General features: G+C 62.5%; 17 protein-coding genes. 4 read left to right on the plus strand and 13 right to left on the minus strand.

The genetic code is table 11. From position 1 onward, the window contains the following. Positions 1-129: 129 nt before the first annotated feature. From ACX12D_RS26715 to ACX12D_RS26755, 9 genes are all read right to left on the minus strand, one after another. Positions 130-1,110: a quinone oxidoreductase family protein gene (locus tag ACX12D_RS26715; RefSeq protein WP_459376435.1), complete on the minus strand. Its 981-nt coding sequence runs from the start codon at positions 1,108-1,110 to the stop codon at positions 130-132. A 100-nt stretch (positions 1,111-1,210) separates the two neighbouring features. Further along, a complete protein-coding gene (locus ACX12D_RS26720) occupies positions 1,211-2,269 on the minus strand; it encodes a beta-keto acid cleavage family enzyme (protein WP_459376436.1) in 1,059 nt (352 codons plus the stop codon). Between the two features lie 182 nt (positions 2,270-2,451). Beyond that, on the minus strand, positions 2,452-2,625 hold the full coding sequence (locus tag ACX12D_RS26725) for a DsbA family protein (protein WP_459376437.1): 174 nt from the start codon (positions 2,623-2,625) through the stop codon (positions 2,452-2,454). Between the two features lie 36 nt (positions 2,626-2,661). Then, on the minus strand, positions 2,662-3,654 hold the full coding sequence (locus ACX12D_RS26730) for a Bug family tripartite tricarboxylate transporter substrate binding protein (RefSeq protein WP_459376438.1): 993 nt from the start codon (positions 3,652-3,654) through the stop codon (positions 2,662-2,664). A 260-nt stretch (positions 3,655-3,914) separates the two neighbouring features. Then, positions 3,915-5,621, minus strand: a complete 1,707-nt coding sequence (locus tag ACX12D_RS26735; RefSeq protein WP_459376439.1) for a long-chain fatty acid--CoA ligase — start codon at positions 5,619-5,621, stop codon at positions 3,915-3,917. A 96-nt stretch (positions 5,622-5,717) separates the two neighbouring features. Continuing rightward, positions 5,718-6,728 carry a Bug family tripartite tricarboxylate transporter substrate binding protein gene (locus tag ACX12D_RS26740; RefSeq protein ID WP_459376440.1) on the minus strand — a complete coding sequence of 337 codons (1,011 nt, stop codon included), beginning with the start codon at positions 6,726-6,728 and terminating at the stop codon, positions 5,718-5,720. Between the two features lie 114 nt (positions 6,729-6,842). Then, complete coding sequence (locus ACX12D_RS26745; RefSeq protein ID WP_459376532.1) at positions 6,843-7,901, minus strand: beta-keto acid cleavage family enzyme; 1,059 nt, start codon at positions 7,899-7,901, stop codon at positions 6,843-6,845. Between the two features lie 53 nt (positions 7,902-7,954). Further along, positions 7,955-8,797 carry a TauD/TfdA dioxygenase family protein gene (locus tag ACX12D_RS26750; RefSeq protein ID WP_441639910.1) on the minus strand — a complete coding sequence of 281 codons (843 nt, stop codon included), beginning with the start codon at positions 8,795-8,797 and terminating at the stop codon, positions 7,955-7,957. 12 nt (positions 8,798-8,809) lie between these two features. Next, complete coding sequence (locus tag ACX12D_RS26755) at positions 8,810-9,085, minus strand: hypothetical protein (RefSeq protein WP_459376624.1); 276 nt, start codon at positions 9,083-9,085, stop codon at positions 8,810-8,812. Between the two features lie 278 nt (positions 9,086-9,363). On the opposite strand from ACX12D_RS26755, the gene ACX12D_RS26760 reads away from it, so the two are divergent. After that, the gene (locus ACX12D_RS26760) at positions 9,364-10,404 is read left to right on the plus strand and encodes an AraC family transcriptional regulator (protein WP_459376441.1); all 1,041 of its coding nucleotides are present in this window, start codon (positions 9,364-9,366) and stop codon (positions 10,402-10,404) included. Positions 10,405-10,553: 149 nt separating this feature from the next. Here the strand turns inward: ACX12D_RS26760 and ACX12D_RS26765 are convergent, their stop codons facing one another. Both ACX12D_RS26765 and ACX12D_RS26770 read right to left on the minus strand, forming a co-directional pair. Then, complete coding sequence (locus ACX12D_RS26765) at positions 10,554-10,739, minus strand: hypothetical protein (protein ID WP_459376442.1); 186 nt, start codon at positions 10,737-10,739, stop codon at positions 10,554-10,556. 221 nt (positions 10,740-10,960) lie between these two features. Further along, positions 10,961-11,602: a DsbA family oxidoreductase gene (locus ACX12D_RS26770; RefSeq protein ID WP_459376443.1), complete on the minus strand. Its 642-nt coding sequence runs from the start codon at positions 11,600-11,602 to the stop codon at positions 10,961-10,963. Positions 11,603-11,879: 277 nt separating this feature from the next. Between ACX12D_RS26770 and ppk1 the strand changes: the two genes are divergently transcribed. Beyond that, a complete protein-coding gene (gene ppk1, locus ACX12D_RS26775; RefSeq protein WP_459376444.1) occupies positions 11,880-14,042 on the plus strand; it encodes a polyphosphate kinase 1 in 2,163 nt (720 codons plus the stop codon). 28 nt (positions 14,043-14,070) lie between these two features. On the opposite strand, the gene ACX12D_RS26780 is transcribed toward ppk1, so the two are convergent. Next, complete coding sequence (locus tag ACX12D_RS26780; protein WP_441639915.1) at positions 14,071-14,448, minus strand: DUF4156 domain-containing protein; 378 nt, start codon at positions 14,446-14,448, stop codon at positions 14,071-14,073. A gap of 135 nt (positions 14,449-14,583) precedes the next feature. Then, positions 14,584-15,264 carry a porin family protein gene (locus ACX12D_RS26785; protein WP_459376445.1) on the minus strand — a complete coding sequence of 227 codons (681 nt, stop codon included), beginning with the start codon at positions 15,262-15,264 and terminating at the stop codon, positions 14,584-14,586. A gap of 24 nt (positions 15,265-15,288) precedes the next feature. On the opposite strand from ACX12D_RS26785, the gene ACX12D_RS26790 reads away from it, so the two are divergent. After that, on the plus strand, positions 15,289-15,867 hold the full coding sequence (locus ACX12D_RS26790; RefSeq protein ID WP_459376446.1) for a hypothetical protein: 579 nt from the start codon (positions 15,289-15,291) through the stop codon (positions 15,865-15,867). 38 nt (positions 15,868-15,905) lie between these two features. Then, positions 15,906-16,133, plus strand: coding sequence for a helix-turn-helix domain-containing protein (locus tag ACX12D_RS26795; RefSeq protein ID WP_150991403.1), 228 nt, complete (start codon positions 15,906-15,908; stop codon positions 16,131-16,133). Positions 16,134-16,187: the final 54 nt, after the last annotated feature.

Consider the following 16,187-nt stretch of genomic DNA (forward strand, 5'->3'; position numbering starts at 1 on the left):
ACGCATGGTCCTCGTGGCCATGGACTGGCAGCGGGTCCCTGAACAACCTGACCCGACTGCCAGATCACTGGATTACGTTTTGCAGGCCAAACCAGCCTGCCGGCTCGCGTTTCCCAGGAAGGGAAACCTTCAAATCACGAAAATGGACGAGCCCGTGGTCTTTCGAGCCTCCAGGTCCCGATGTGCCTGCACGGCGTCCTCCAAGGCATAGCGCTGATTGATCTCGATACGGATGCGCCCTGCCGCCACGTGGCCAAATAGCTCGTCGACCAGTTCCGCCTTTTCGGCCGGATCGGCGATGTAGTCGGCCAGGCCCGGGCGGGTCAGGTAGAGCGAGCCCTTGCGAGCCAGGATTTGCGGATCGAACGGCGGGATTGTGCCGGAGGCGGTACCGACGCAGACCATCAGGCCGCGGCGCTTGAGCGAGTCCAGCGAGGACATGAAGGTGGCCTTGCCCACGCTGTCGAAAACCACGGATACGCCCACGCCGTCCGTCAGTTCCCGCACGCGCTTGGCGACATCCTCATGGCTGTAGTTGATCGTGTGATCACAGCCGTGAGCGCGCGCGATTTCGGCCTTGGCGTCGGTCGACACCGTGCCGATCACCGTCAGCCCGAGCAATTTGGCCCATTGCGAAACGATCAGGCCAACACCACCTGCCGCGGCATGCAGCAGCACAGCCTCACCTGCCACGAAGGGGTAGATCCGGCGCACCAGGTAGGAGGCGGACAAGCCCCGCATGGTCATGGCCGCCGCGGCTTCGCAACTGATGGCCTCCGGCAGCTTGATCAGCAGCGCGGCAGAAATCAACCGCTCAGTGCTGTAGGCGCCTAGCGTGTTGACAAAGCCCGTGTAGGTCACACGGTCGCCGACCGCCAGCTGGGTCACACCGGCACCAACTGCCTCGACCACACCGGCTGCCTCGTTACCGACGCCGCTGGGCAGCGGAACCTGGTAAGTGCCGCCGCGGAAGTAGGTGTCGGCAAAGTTCAGGCCCACGGCCACGTGACGAACGCGGACCTCTCCCGGTCCCGGTTCACCAACCTCAGCGTCTTCAAGCCGAAGGACCTCGGGGCCGCCCGTTTCGTAGAATTTAACGACTTTCGCCATGTTGTCTCCTGTTCTGTATCAATCATTACGATTGCCACAGTCGGCTTGAGAAAGCCGACTGTGGTCTCTCCCGGTTGGCAGTCATGCTTACCGAGAGGCTTTAGGCGGGCTTGCGCAGAAATCCCTGGTTGCCACCGTTACGATTGGGGGCGAAGCCATTGGCCTGAAGCGTCTCTTCCGCCGTGTCATAGAAGACCCCAATCTGCATGATTTCTCGTGCCTGTTTCGCCGTCGCTATAGGGCGGCCAAATTCGCCGGCGATACGCACCAATTGCTTGATCTGCTCGACGGAGGTGCTCTTTCCCGTGCGGGTCTGGTTCCAGAGCACATCCTCGATGCCGCACCGCACATGCAGGCCCAAAGCCATGCCGATCATATTCACGGGCAGCACATTCAGCACCGAACTCTCCACCGTTATCACCGCTCCGTCGGGCGCGGCACGCAGGAAGTTGGCCAGGTTGTAGATGTTCGCTTGATCCATGCCGCCGCTGATAGCCACCCAGTTCATCACCAGTGGCCCTTTGTAGACGCCGCGGCGAATCATCCGCTCAATCGTTTCAAAGCTGTTGATGTTGTAGCACTGAAACTCGCTTTGGATTCCGGCGGCTGTCAGGCGCCGGATATGCTCCTCGACCCAGCTGGGGTTCGAAGGCACGATCATGTCCTTGTAGGTTGCATAGAGGTGCGGGAATCCCCGCGAAACTCCCTTGAAGTCATCCAGACCAGCATGCTCTGTCACATTCATCTGCGTGGTGTTGACGGTCACCGTCACCTGGTCGGGCTTCGGATCGAGTTCGGCCAGCATATGCCGCGTGTCGTCGGAGAGCCATTTGGCTGCGGAGCCATCGTCCTCGGGCGCAAAGCTGATCGAGCCACCCACCTGGATGACCATCTCGGGCACGGCCTCGCGCACCCCGGCGATCAGCTCATTGAACATGGACAGGCGCTTGCTGCCCCTGCCATCGGGTTCGCGCACATGCAGGTGCAGCACGGTGGCACCGGCTTCGTAGCAATCCACCGCCTTCTGGATCTGCTCCTCCATTGTGACAGGGATATCTTCCGGAAAGTCTGAGGGAATCCAGCCCGGTGCATAGGGAGCGGCCGTGATGATCAGAGGCTGCTGGTTCTCGGGATACAGGTGGCCGTCAAGGAAGTTCATGATGATGGATCTCCAAGATGAAATGTGAATATTGAGAATGTCGAACTAGATGAGAGAGCTGTAGAACCCCATGTGCAGCGCCATCTTCGGCACGGCGGTACGCGAGCGAATCTCCCTTAACCGGTTGATGTCAGCGTGTCCTTCGCGCCAGTGAATCATCTGGCCTGCCGCCACCTCCCGCTTTACCTTGCACGTCTTGAGCTTGCCTTTTTATGACACACGCGGGCAACTGCTGAACGCAGATTACGCAACCCAATCCAGCACCAAGGGCATATCAGGTCAAGATAGAAATCAACGCGCAGAGTTCGCGACGATGCAGGGGCAGGGCCCGCACCCGAAAGTCCAGAGCAATTCACGCAATAACTCCTTAGCCCCCGGCCGGGAGCCGTCTCTTATTCTTCGAGCCGGATCCCCGCGTCGTTGGCGATCTTCGTCCAGACTTGCAGATCGCTCTGGACGATCTCGGCCAGTTGCGCGGAGGACTTTACCGGTGGCGGCTCGAAGTTCTGCCTCTTCATCAGGGCCGCGATCTCCGGCAACGCCTGCACCTTGTTGACCTCATCCGCCAACCGCTTCACGATCGCCGGACTGGTTCCGGCCGGCGCGAACATGCCGAACCATCCCACGGTGCCGAACTTGTAGCCCTGTTCGCCCATCGTCTTGACGTTGGCAAGCTGGGGAGACCGCACGTTGCCCACAATGGCAATGCCGCGCACCTTCCCGGAACGCAGGAACGGAACCGCCACGCTGGGATCGGTCCAGCCGATCTTGAGCACCCCCGAGGAAAGCTCGGTGAGCAGTTGACTGGAGGTCCGATATGCAACGTGTTCGGTCTTCATGCCGGTCTGCTTCTTCAACCATTCCATCGTCAAGTGCGCGGACGACCCGGTGCCCCAGCTTCCATAGCTGTACTTATCCGGATTTGCCTTCACGAACTCGATGAGTCCAGGCAAGTCATAGACCGGCAGATCCGGGCTCACCAGCAGCAGCACCCCACCCACCGCCGTCTGTGCGATCGGCATGAGGCTCTTTCTTGCCTCCTGGGAAATGGACTTGATGACTGCTGGCGCAACCACCATGTTGGACGCCGTTGTGTAGAGAATCGTGTAGCCATCCGGCGCCGCCTTGAGGACGGCGTTGGTCCCAATCACCCCGCTGCCACCCGGCCGGTTCTCTACCACCACAGCCTGCTTCAGCGATTCGGAAAGGCGTTGAGCCATGACCCGCGCCAGCGAGTCGGTTCCCGATCCGGCGGACGAGGGCACGATCATTTGAATCGGGCGCGCGGGCCAGGCTTCCTGTGCCTGGACCGGGCCTGGCGCGCACAAGGCAATGATTGTCTCGGCGCACAGCGCAACTGCGAGCAGCTTTTTCAGTAGTGACATCGTCTCCCCCACTTTTTTGGACTACGACCCAGCCTGCCAAGTGCTGCGTGCCTCACTGAACCAACCGCGCGAAGCAATCGCGTGACGAGCCATTTGCACCTGCCCAGGCTATCGTTGGCGCGATCATAGCAGTCATGATTTTTATTGTCGACATAAATAAAACTAAGGGGTAGCCTTGCTCACACTCGCTATCCTTTCAGGCCAGCAGGCCTGGCGCACGGCGCGCCTGACGCTCCACAACCTTCGGCGCGCAGGCACCTTCAAGCGCCGGCCACGGACTGTGCATTCTCGGCCTCCTGAAGCTGGCGCCACATCACCTTGCCGGTGCCCGACTTCGGCAGTGCCTCAACGAACTCCACCGTACGCGGGTACTTGTAGGCCGCCATGTTCTTCTTGGCCCATTCGATGATGTCCTCCGACGTGGTCTTGCCCTTGGCATGGGCGCGCAGCACCACCACCGCCTTGACGGTCTCGCCGCGGTACGGGTCGCGCGTGCCGATGATGCAGGCTTCCTGGACGTCGGGGTGCTTGTACAGCAGGTTCTCCACCTCGGCAGGCCATACTTTGAAGCCCGACGCATTGATCATGCGCTTGAGCCGGTCGGTAATGAAGTAGTAGCCCTCTTCGTCCATGCGGCCCAGGTCGCCGGTGCGCAAGAAGGTCTTGCCTTCGATCTCAACGAAGGCGTCGCGGGTGGCATCGTCCTTGCCCCAGTACCCCTTGAACACCTGCGGACCGCTGACGATGATCTCGCCGATCTCGTTGGGCGGCAGTTCCTTGAGCGTGACGGGGTCCACCACGCGTGCGTCCAGGTTGGATGTCGGCAGCCCGAGGCACTGCAGCTTGGGCCTGGCTGCCGGATTGACGTGCGTCGCGGCCATGGTTTCGGATAGACCGTAACCTTCCAGGAAACTCAGGCCGAGCGTTTCGCGCAGGCGGTCGGCCACCGCCTCTGGCATCGCCGCGCCGCCGCCGCCAATATGGTGCAGGCTGGACAGGTCGAACTCCGCCACATTCGGGCTGGCCAGGAAATCGACCACCATGGTGGGATTGCAGGTCCAATGAGTGATCCGATGCCGCGAAATCAGCCGGCCCGCCACTTCACGGTCCCAGCGCGGCAGCATCACCACGGTGGCGCCGCTGTAGATGGGAACGTTCATGCCGTGTTGCATGCCGCTCACATGGAACAACGGCAGCACCGACAGGGACACGGACTCGGGCCTGCTGTCATACCAGGCCCGGCCGCCCACCACGCTCTGCATGACCGAGCGATGGGTGTGGACGCAGCCCTTGGGGAACCCGGTGGTCCCCGAGGTGTACGGCATGACCGCCATGTCGTCGGGCCCCGCAGTATGCGGTCCGGGTAACAAGCCGGCGCCGAGCGCCTCGGCCCATGGCATGGCGCCGGCTGGCCGCGGATGCGACATGGTCAGCCAGGCTGGCGGCGTGTCTTCCGCAAACTCGTGGCTGGGCGGCAGCGCGTCGGCATACGAGGTCACCAGCAGATGCTGCAGCCTGTCGGCCAACGCGAGCTCACCCGTCGCCCGCTCCGCAACGGAGGCCAGGTCCGCGGAGCAGATTGCCACGCGTGCCCCGGCGTCGGCGACGTAGTGCCTGAATTCCTCGGCACGGTTCATCGGATTAACCGGCACCACCACGGCATCGGCGCGCAGGATGGCGTAGTAGCTGACGATGAACTGCGGGCAATTCTGCATATACAACAGCACCCGATCGCCCTTCTTCACGCCACACTTCTGCTGCAGCCAGCCTGCCAGCGCGGTGGCCTGGGTATGTAATTCCCGAAAACTGGTGGCGTTGCCGAAATAGCGGATTCCGGCCTTGTCCGGATAGCGGTGCGCGGACACCTCGAGGTTGGCCCAGAGCGAGGTCTGCGGCAGCACCAGGCCGGGTAGGCCCGGCCTGGACTGGATTGGCTGGTCCGCGCGCGCAGGGAGCGCATTTTGCATGGTGTTTTTCTCAGTGAATGACAGTGTCTTCGGCCCCGCCATCGCGCGCTCGACGGCGGCTACGCCCACCGGGCGGCTCAGACTCAGGCTTGCAGATCACTCCGGAACGAAGTGAATCGAACGCAGGAGTTCCCCCTGCCGCTCGTAGGCGGCGCGGGCTTCTTTTGAGAGCGCATCGCTGCTCAGCGGCAGCCCCGCTTCCATCCCCATGGCTGTGATCCGGTCCCGAGTGCCCTGCTGCTGCGTAACCTGGAGCGTGACGGCGCGGATCTTTTCCTGCACCGCATCCGGTACGTCGGGCGGCACCCAGAGGCCCATCCAGCCGGATTCGGTCATGGCGGGATAGCCAAGCTCGGCGACGGTCGGCACGTCGGGCAGGGCCGGAATCCGCTTCGGATAGGCCACGGCATAGGCCTTGAGCTTGCCTGCACTGATGAGGGGAAGCGATGTGGCCAGCCCGTCAAACATCAAAGGAACATGGCCACCCATGACATCCTGCAGCGCGGGCGGCGAGCCCTTGTAGCCAACGTGGTCCATATCGAGACCAGCCAGTCGGTTGAACTGCACGCCCATGGTCTGCCCCCGCATGCCCGTGGCATAGGATGCGTAGTCAACCTTTCCAGGATTGCCTTTGATGTAGGAAACAAGCTCGCTCAGGTTCTTCGCGGGCAGTTTCGGGTTGCCGACGAGGACTAGCCCCGTCCTGGCGACCTGGGCAATCGGCTTCAGGTCCTTGAAGGGGTTGAACGACACCTTGACGGCAAGGGGTGTCTCGGAGACGATGCCGCCCTGAATCAGCAGGAGCGTGTAGCCATCGTGCGGCGAAGACAACAGTGCGCCCACGGCGATCGCCCCAGCGGCGCCAGGTCTTGACTCGACAATCACGGGCTTGCCGAAGGCATGGGTCATGCCCTCGGCGAGCAAACGCCCGAGCGTGTCGGCAGTGCCGCCAGCCGGGCCGCCGACCACGATCCTGATGGGCTTCGCCGGCCACGCCTGGGCATAGGCGGTTGACGGGAGCACGGCTGGCAACGCGAGCGACAGCGCAAGGCCGAACATAGATGACAGCGACGCCCTGCGGCGCGCCGACAGTTCTGCTTGATTCACTTTTGTCTCCGAAATTGCGAGGGCTGGTCAGGGCAGAGACCGGCTTCGTCGAGAGCCGGCTACTTTCCGCCCTTGCCCTTCTGTTGACTGAACGTCGGTTCCAACCGGCCCGAATCAGGCAGCCTTGCGCAGGAAGCCCTGATTGCCGCCATTGCGGTTCGGCGCGAAGCCGTTGGCAGCCAGCGTCTCCTCGACGGTGTCATAGAACACGCCAATCTTCTGGATGTCGCGCGCTTCCTGGGCCGTTGCCACTTTGCGGCCGAACTCACTCGCGATGCGCACCAGCTGCTCAATCTGCTTCACCGTGCTCATCTTGGCCGTGCGCGACTGGTTCCAGAGGCAGTCCTCGGTGCCGCAACGTACATGCAAGCCCGAGGCAATACCCATCATGTTGACAGGAAGCACGTTGCGCACGGAGCTTTCGACGGTCAGCACCGCGCCATCCGGGACCGCACGAACGATGTTGGCGAGGTTGAAGATGCTGGGTGCATCCATGCCGCCGCTGATAGCCACCCAGTTCATGACCAGCGGGCCCTTGTAGACGCCACGCCGAATCAGCCGCTCCACGGACTCGAAGCTATTGATGTTGTAACACTGGAAGGCACTCTGGATACCGGCTGCGGTAAGGCGGCGGATGTGTTCTTCCACCCAGCCAGGCTGGGCGGGGACCGTCATTTCCTTGTACGCGTTGAAGATCGCGGGATTCTCGCGCGAGGTGCCCTTGAAATCCGCGAGTTCCGCATGCTCCGTCACGTTCATCTGAGACGTGTTGACCGTGACGGTCACCTGGTCCGGAACGGGGTCAAGTTCGGCCAGCATGTGGCGCGTGTCGTCGGACAGCCACTTGGCGGCAGCCCCCTCATTTTCGGGCGCGAAACTGATCGATCCGCCCACCTGGATGATCATCTCCGGCACAGCCTGGCGCACCCCGGCAATCAGCTCGTTGAACTTGGACAGACGCTTCGAGCCTTTGCCATCGAGTTCGCGCACATGCAGGTGCAGCACAGTCGCGCCGGCGTTGTAGCAGTCCACCGCCTTCTGGATCTGGTCTTCCATCGTCACGGGGATGTCTTCCGGGAAATCGGACGGCAGCCAACCCGGCGCGTAGGGCGCCGCAGTGATGATCAATGGCTGCTGATTTTCAGGGAACAGGGATCCATCAAGATAGTTCACGGCATGTCTCCATTTATAGAGGTGGGGCAAGGCTTGGCGGCAACTGGCGCGCCTCAGAACGGCTTGTCGCCGATGATGGCTGCGCGCTCCATCTTGCGCGGGGCCGGCCAGTAATCCTGTACCGCGTAGTGCTGGGTGCAGCGGTTGTCCCAAATGGCCACGCTGTTAGGCCGCCAGCGGAACCGCACCTGGTATTCAGGAATCGCCGCCTGGCTGATCAAGTAGTTCAGCAGATGGCTCGCGCCCGGAGTCTTGTCCTGTCCGTAGCGCACGTTCTCTGGGGTATGGAAGTTCGCGAAATGCGTGGAGAAGCCGCAGACGTAGAGCACCTTCTCGCCAGTCTCCGGATGCGTGCGCACCACGGGATGTTCGACCATGGGGTATTGCGCGGCAAGCTTGGCGCGATTTTCCGGGCTCATCGCCGCGCCGAATGAATGTTCGATGCCATGCTTGGCGCGCAGGCCGGCAATGCGCTCCTTGATTTCCTCGGGCAGGTTCTCGTAGGCCGCGGCCATGTTCACCCAGATGGTGTCGCCGCCGACCGGCGGGCATTCGATGCAACGCAGGACGCAGCCCATCGTTGGGGTTTCGCGCCAGCTGCCGTCGGTGTGGTAGCTGTTCTCGTAGTTCTCGCGCTTGTCGCTGCGATAGATCTGTACCAGGCCGGGATGATCCGGGTCGCTGCCGGCGACCGGGTGGTCCTCCAGTTCGCCAAAACGGCGGGCGAAGGCCACGTGATCGGCCCGGCTGATATCCTGGTCCCGCAGGAACAGCACCTTGTGCTTGAGCAGCAGCGCCTTGATCTCGGCAAACAACGCGTTATCGCGCGCTGCATCGGCCAGGTTGACGCCGCCGATTTCGGCTCCGATGGTGCAGGTAAGAGGTTCTACGTGCATGGAGGGCTTCCTTTACACAGCAAAAATTGACGAGCCGGTGGTCTTGCGTGACTCCAGGTCCCGATGGGCCTGGACCGCGTCCTGCAGCGCATGGCGCTGATCGATCCCGGTGCCGTTGGGCAGCGGCACAGGGCAAGTGCCACTAGGGAAATACGTGCCGGCGTAGCGCGGACGCGCCGCGCCGTGCTGGAGTCGCGCCTCGCCGGGACCCGGCTCGCCAACCTCGGCATCCTTGTAACGGAGGGCATCTGGCCCTCCCACCTCATACATGCGAACGGCATTTGCCAATTCCGTCTCCTGTTGTTGTCTATTGCTGCTGCCACTATCATTCGGTAGCCTGGGTTGATTGTCGGCTCACGCATGCGCAGGACCTTTGACAGGCCACGCCAGAAATTGACCATCCATGACAGTGGATTCCCGGCCTGAGTCACTGCACGGAAAAGCGGCGCCGGCGGCGTATGCAATGCATGACCGATACTGGCAGCCAGGCGAAGGCCAGCGGCTTCATCGGTAGATTGCGCAGGCCTTCGATCAACCTGACTATCCCTCTTCGGAAAGTGCCCCCTATGACCGTCCTGGTTCGCAGCGCCTCCCTCACGAAGTACTCCGGGATCGCTCGCGCTGCGGGTATCGACCCGGTGCAGATGGTTTCCCATGTCGGCCTGGACCGGGAATGCCTGCACACGCCCGACCTGCGCATCCCCGAATTCCGGCTCGCGGAGGTGCTGGAGACATCCGCGCGAATCACTGGCTGCCATTCGCTCGGGCTGCTCATGGGCGAATCGTGGCGGTTATCCGACTTCGGCCCGGTCGGCCTGACGCTGCAGCATCAGCCCACACTGCGGGATGCGCTGGCCGAGGTCGAGCGTTATCGCCACCTGCTCAGCGACTCTGTCGCGACGCAGTTCACCGAGCATGCGAATATTGCGGTCCTGCGAGTGACGTTGCTGACCGGCAGGCAGCAACCCGGCCGGCAGGCGATGGAGTTGACCGTAGGCGCGGTGCTTTGCCTGATCCGCGCCATACTTGGCGCCCAATGGAAACCCCGCTGCGTGCACTTTTCGCATGCGGCCCCTGCGGACCTGCGGGTGCACCATCGCCTGTTCGGCCAGCAGGTCGAATTTGGCTGCGAATTCGATGGCCTGGTCCTGTCGAGCCAGGATCTGGATCGAGTGAACCCCCTGGCCGATGCCAGCCTGGCCAGGTACGCCAGGGGCTTCCTTGACCTGCAATCGCCCTCGAATGAGCACTCCGTAGCGGCTGACGCACGACGGGCAATTCACCTGCTGCTGCCGCGCGGCCGCAGCGCGGTGGAACAGGTTGCGCAGAACCTCGGGGTCAGCCCGAGGACGCTGCAGCGCCAATTGGAGCAGCGCGGGGAAACATTCTCGGGCCTGGTCAATCAGGTACGCCGCGAACTGGCCGAGCGCTATCTGCAGAGCCAGCAGCAGTCCATATCGCGTACCGCGGATCTGCTTGGATTCTCAGAGGTGAGCGCGTTCACGCGGTGGTTTGGGGCGCAGTTCGGGAAACCGCCGACACGGTGGGTGAAGGAGGGAAGGCAAATCGTCTCGCGGGAAGACGCCAATCCTCCAATGCAGGATTGAGCACCGGAGCTATCGGATGCGCCGCTGCGCCAGTTCCGCGAGACACCCATAAAAAAAACCGGCCCCGCTGCGCTCCGACGGAGCGGCGTATAGGCCGGTCTTGCTGCGCGGGAGACGCCTCCCGCCATGCGATGCCGCTACGTGAACGATCAGCCGTTCGCGTAGACGATCTTTGCCTTGCGTGCCTGGTTCTGCAGGCGGCTCAGCATATGTTGGACGGCGGAGATGGCGCTCTTCACGTCTGCCACCAGGCTGGGGCTGCGGGGACCAAGTTCGCGCTCGATCAGATCGCGGTCCATTTGGTCGGTCATCTTGATGTCGCTTTGCGTGTTCATGGCTACTTTCCTTCAGGGATTACCCTCATCGGGTTTTCCCTAATCATAGCAAAGGAAATGACGCAATGCAGCATTAGGTGATAGTACGTATGCAGAAAGGCAACGCTTTGCAGGGAGCAAGCCTCGAGCGCCTCAGCCTGCGCGACGCGCCGAGACCCCGTGCGCAGGACGTCCATGGCTGCGGGGCTTGGCGCAGCCGTCATGGATAGTCATGTGCCCCTTCAGCCTTTTGCCAGCACCTCCCGAATGGCGTTCTCGAACGCCTCCACCGGCTGCCCGCCGCTCACCAGGTATTGGTCATTGAAGATGATCGAAGGCACGGAACGGATGCCCATGTCCTGATAGTGCTTCTCCATCTCACGGACTTCCGCCGCATAGGCGTCGCCGGACAGCACCGTACGTGCCTTCTCGGCGTCCAGGCCGGCCGCAGCCGCTGCCTCGACGAGGACCTCGTGATTGCTGGAATCCTTGGACTCCGTGAAATACGCACGGAACAGCGCCATCTTCAGCGCCAGCTGACGCCCTTCCAGGCTTGCCCAGTGCAACAGCCGATGCGCGTCGAACGTGTTGTACACGCGGGTACGAGAGCCAAACTCAAAGCCGACGTCGGCGCCACGCTGGCGGATCATGGCCTGGCTTTGCACAATTTCCTCCTCGGTGCGGCCATACTTGCGCGCCATGTAATCCTGGATCGATTCGCCTCCCGGCCCCATGTCCGGATTGAGCTCAAATGGGCGAAGCGTAATGTCTGCCGAAACGTCATCGCCAAGCCGCGCCAGCGCCTGTTGCAGCGAACTCAGGCCTACGGCGCACCACGGGCACGCGACGTCGGAGACAAAATCGATTTTCAGTGTCTTTTGCATTGTGTTTTCTCGGTGTCAGTCCATCACTGCGAGACAGGGTAGCTGCAATTGCCATTGGGTGCAGAGCCTCACTCCCGGCAGGGTTTTCCCGCCAGACAGCCACGGCCAGACACCCCCTCCCCAGAATCTGTCCGTGGCCCGCCAACCACACGGCCTTGGTACAGATCGGGAAACGTGCACGGCGACCACTCCTCAAGCGGCGCGGCGCGCGGTAATATTTTTCCAACAGGTCATCGGTGCACGATGATCCATTCCCAGAGAAGGATTGAAGCGAATCATGGAAGAAGGCTCGGCAGCTCCACTTGAGATCGCCCCTTCCCTGCCCCTGGTGCCGAGTGACGTTCACGGCGCTCCATCGGACTTCCTCGCCAGTGCCAGCACCAACCTCGGCGCCAACGCACCGCAGCTCTTCCTGAACCGTGAGGCCAGCCAGCTGGAGTTCCACCGGCGCGTGCTCGCCCAGGCCGAGAACCGCGACATTCCGTTGCTGGAGCGATTGCGCTTCCTCTGCATCTTCAGCAGCAACCTGGACGAGTTCTTCGAGATCCGCGTTGCCGGCCTGAAGGAGAAGATCAAGCTGCAGGCGCCTGCGACCACCGGCCCGGATGGACTGGACGTGCGGCAGATCTACGCGCTTGTCAGCGCCCGCACGCACAAGCTGGTCGCGGAACAGTACCGCCTGTTCAACGAAGTGCTGGTTCCGGACCTGGACCGCGAGGGAATCCGCTTCCTGCGCCGTCCGCACTGGACGCAGGAACAGGGCGAGTGGATCCGCAGCTATTTCTTCCGCGAGCTGATGCCGGTGCTCACCCCCATCGGCCTGGACCCGGCGCACCCGTTTCCGCGCGTGCTCAACAAGAGCCTGAACTTCGCCGTGGAGCTCGAAGGCAAGGATGCCTTTGGCCGAGAAGCGAACGCGGCCATCGTGCAGGCGCCCCGGGCCCTGCCCCGCGTGATCCTGCTGCCCAAGGAGATTTCCGGCTGCGAACACGGCTTCGTGTTCCTGTCGTCCATCCTCCATGCCCACGTCTGCGAGCTGTTTCCCGGCATGCGCGTGCGCGGCTGCTATCAGTTCCGCGTCACCCGCAACAGCGAACTGTTCGTCGACGAGGAAGAAATCAAGAACCTGCGCGATGCGCTGCAGGGCGAGCTGCCGCAGCGGCATTTTGGCGATGCGGTGCGGCTCGAGGTCGCGGACAACTGCTCAGAGGAGATGACCCGCTTCCTGCAAAACCAGTTCGGCCTGGAAGATGCCGAGGTGTTCTCGGTGAATGGCCCGGTCAACCTGGTGCGCTTGCTGCCGGTTCCTGACAGCGTGGACCGCGATGACCTGAAGTACCCGCCGTGCCGGCCCGGCCTGCCTAAGGCGCTGCAGGACCAGCCCGACATGTTCCGCGCCATCCGCGACGGCGATATCCTGCTGCACCATCCGTACCAGTCGTTTTCGCCCGTGGTGGATTTCATCCGCCAGGCCGCGGAAGATCCGGAGGTGATGGCCATCAAGCAGACGGTGTACCGCGCCGGCAACGACTCAGCCCTGCTGGAGACGCTGATCGGCGCCGCGCGCAGAGGCAAGGAAGTCAGCGTGGTGGTGGAGTTGCTCGCCCGCTTCGATGAGCAAGCCAATATCAACTGGGCAGCCCAGCTTGAAGAAGCCGGCGCGCACGTGGTGTACGGCGTGGTTGGCTACAAGGCCCACGCCAAGATGGCCATGGTGGTGCGCCGCGAAGGGAAGAAGCTCAGGCGCTACGCGCATATCAGCACCGGCAACTATCACTCGCAGACGGCCAGGAGCTTCACGGACTTCGGCCTGTTTACCTGCAAGGAAGCGCTCGTCGACGATGTGGCCAACGTGTTCTCCCAGCTGACCGGGCTGGGCCACCCCGGCACGCTGGCGCACTTCTGGCAATCGCCGTTCACCATGCATACGGCGCTGCTCGAAGCCATCCGCCGCGAAGGCAAGCACGCCAAGGCTGGCCGCAAGGGATTGATCATCGCCAAGATGAACGCCTTGCTGGAGCCCAAGCTCATCCAGGCCCTGTACCAGGCATCCAGCGATGGCGCGCGGATCGAGCTGATCGTGCGCGGGGCCTGCGCATTGCGTCCTGGCATTCCGGGCCTGTCGGAGAATATCCGTGTGCGCTCCGTGCTCGGCCAGTTTCTGGAACATGCGCGGATCTTCTACTTCTACAACGACAAGGCCGAAGACGTGCGGCTATCGAGCGCCGACTGGATGGACCGCGACTTCTTCCGGCGCATCGAGGTCTGCTTCCCCGTGCTGGACAAAGCCCTCAAGGATCGCGTGATCGAGGAAGGGCTGAAGGTCTACCTGAAGGACAACCGCGACACCTGGGAAATGGACGCGGACGGCAACTACCGGCGCAAGCGGGGCCGCCAGCCGGTATCCGCGCAGGACATCCTCAAAGAGAAGCTGGCCTGATCCCTGTTCGCGCCGCGACCCCGACGCGCTAGTGCGCGCCTGGGGACGCGCAGCGATACACGTTGCCTGACAGCGTCACATTGGTTTGTTCCAGGCGATCCCTGCTGCCGGTCTGGCCTGCGCGCTGGGTGAGCAGGTACACCAGATTGCCGCCCATTGCCGCTGCCTTGTTCTTGATGTCATTGCGTGCACCAGTCTCCAGATCCGCATTGGCCGTGATGGCGCCGCGCACAAAATCGCCCTGGCTGCCGGTCACGTCGCCAAGATAGGTGCATCCGGCGGCAGGCTCGTTGTGGGTGATCCTGACCGCCGATGCGGCCGGGCTGGCAAGCTGGGTTGGCGCACAGCCGGCGAGCGCGCAGCTAGCCGCGATCCATGCAACGCCTGCGATTGTCCTGATGGTCATAGCCATTGAAGTATTGAATGATTGAAGTATTGGTAACGCCGCTGCCCATGCGCTTGCGCGGCAAGGCGGCGCGTGTGATTTGCGTGCCCGGCGCCAAGACCCCGGGGTCATTGGCACCAGTGCGATGCGCCTGCCTCAGCGAAACAGGTAGTCCACGCCAAGCGACACCGCCTGGCTCTTGACCGAAGCATCGTTGCCCTTCCAGCTGAGCTTGCCGTAGTTCATGTACTGCATCCGCAAGCGCCAGCTCTGCGTGACCGCATAGGACGCGCCCACCCCCAGGCTGATAAGCCCCTGCGACTTGTTGCCCGATGCGAGATCGCCCGAGCGCCGGCCATGCATGTAGTTGACACCGGCGATGCCGAGCAGCGAAAAACGCTCGGTCAGGGGCAGGTGGCCCACTACGTTGACGGACAAGGCGTTCACGTCAAATTTGTCGTTAGCGTTGCCATTCTTGGCCACGACCCGGCCAAGACTGGCTAGCGAGCCTTCGACCGACACATAGGGCGAGAACTGATAGCCGCCCCGCAAGCCAAATCCAACATTGTTGGACGATCCGCCCGCCCATCCGGGCGTGCTCGTACTGACTTTGTCGCGGGCAATATCGAGGTCGCCGCCGACGTACCAATAGTTGGCGGCAAGTTCCGCGGCTGCGGCATGCGCGGGCACAGCCGACAAAAGCATCAACATGGCAGCAGGCGCGATGGGAAAGCGGCGACCAGGGAAGGCGAGAGAACGCATATAATTTAATCTCCAACGAATATAAATTACCGTAAAACGATAAAACATTTCTGTTTTACAGTAATTTTTTGCCATGCGCAATCCCTTCAGGAGACCGGCATGCCGAACCCCCTTTCCCTTTCCTTGCCCGCTGACGGCGCGTTAACGCGCGTTAGTGTCATCGCGCACCGCATGCAGTGGCTGACACTTTGCTGCGCCGTCGTGACGACGGCCGGCCTGATCGCCTTCTGGTTCTTGCTTCCCGATGCGGAGCTGGACCGGAACCTGCGCGCGTTCCTGGCCGGGCCTGCGCCAGGCGGGCAGTTGCTGGTGTCGATGCCGTACCGGTTGCTCGGTCTGGCCATCACGAGCGCGGCCACGGCTTTGCTGGTCAGTGGACTGATGCAAGCGCACAGTCTGTTCGCGGCCCTGGCGAGCGGCGCGGTCCTGACCCTGGAGACGGCCGTGCGCCTGCGCCGCGTGGCGTTGGTGGTGACGGCGTTCAGCGGGGTGGTTCCGCTCACCAAGACGGTGCTGGCCATGACCCTGGCCAGCACGGCGGCCAATGGCCCCTACATGGTGGTGATCATCACCTTCGGCGACGTGATGCTGGGCTTGCTGGGCGGCTTGCTGCTGGCCATCGCCTGGGCGATGGTCGAGGCCGCGCGCGTCGCGCTGGAGAATGAGAGCTTTGTTTGAGTTTGCGTTTGCGTTTGCGTTTGAGGCACCCTGACCCTATGACTATCCTCGTCCGGCTTGATGTCCTGCTTGCTGAGCGCAAGATGAAATCGCGCGAGCTCGCCCAGTACATCGGCATCACCGAGCCCAATCTCTCCTTGCTGAAATCCGGCAAGGTCAAGGGCATCCGTTTCGATACGCTGGAGAAAATCTGCGAGGCGCTGAAATGCCAGCCGGGTGACCTGCTTGAGTACCGCGCCGATACGCCTGGCGAGGATCAGGCCTGAGCGCCTCGCCTATCGCGCCAGCGCAGCCCGCGCTGGCCGGGTGAACTGCAAACA

The sequence above is a fragment of the Cupriavidus sp. PET2-C1 genome, from assembly GCF_054515855.1.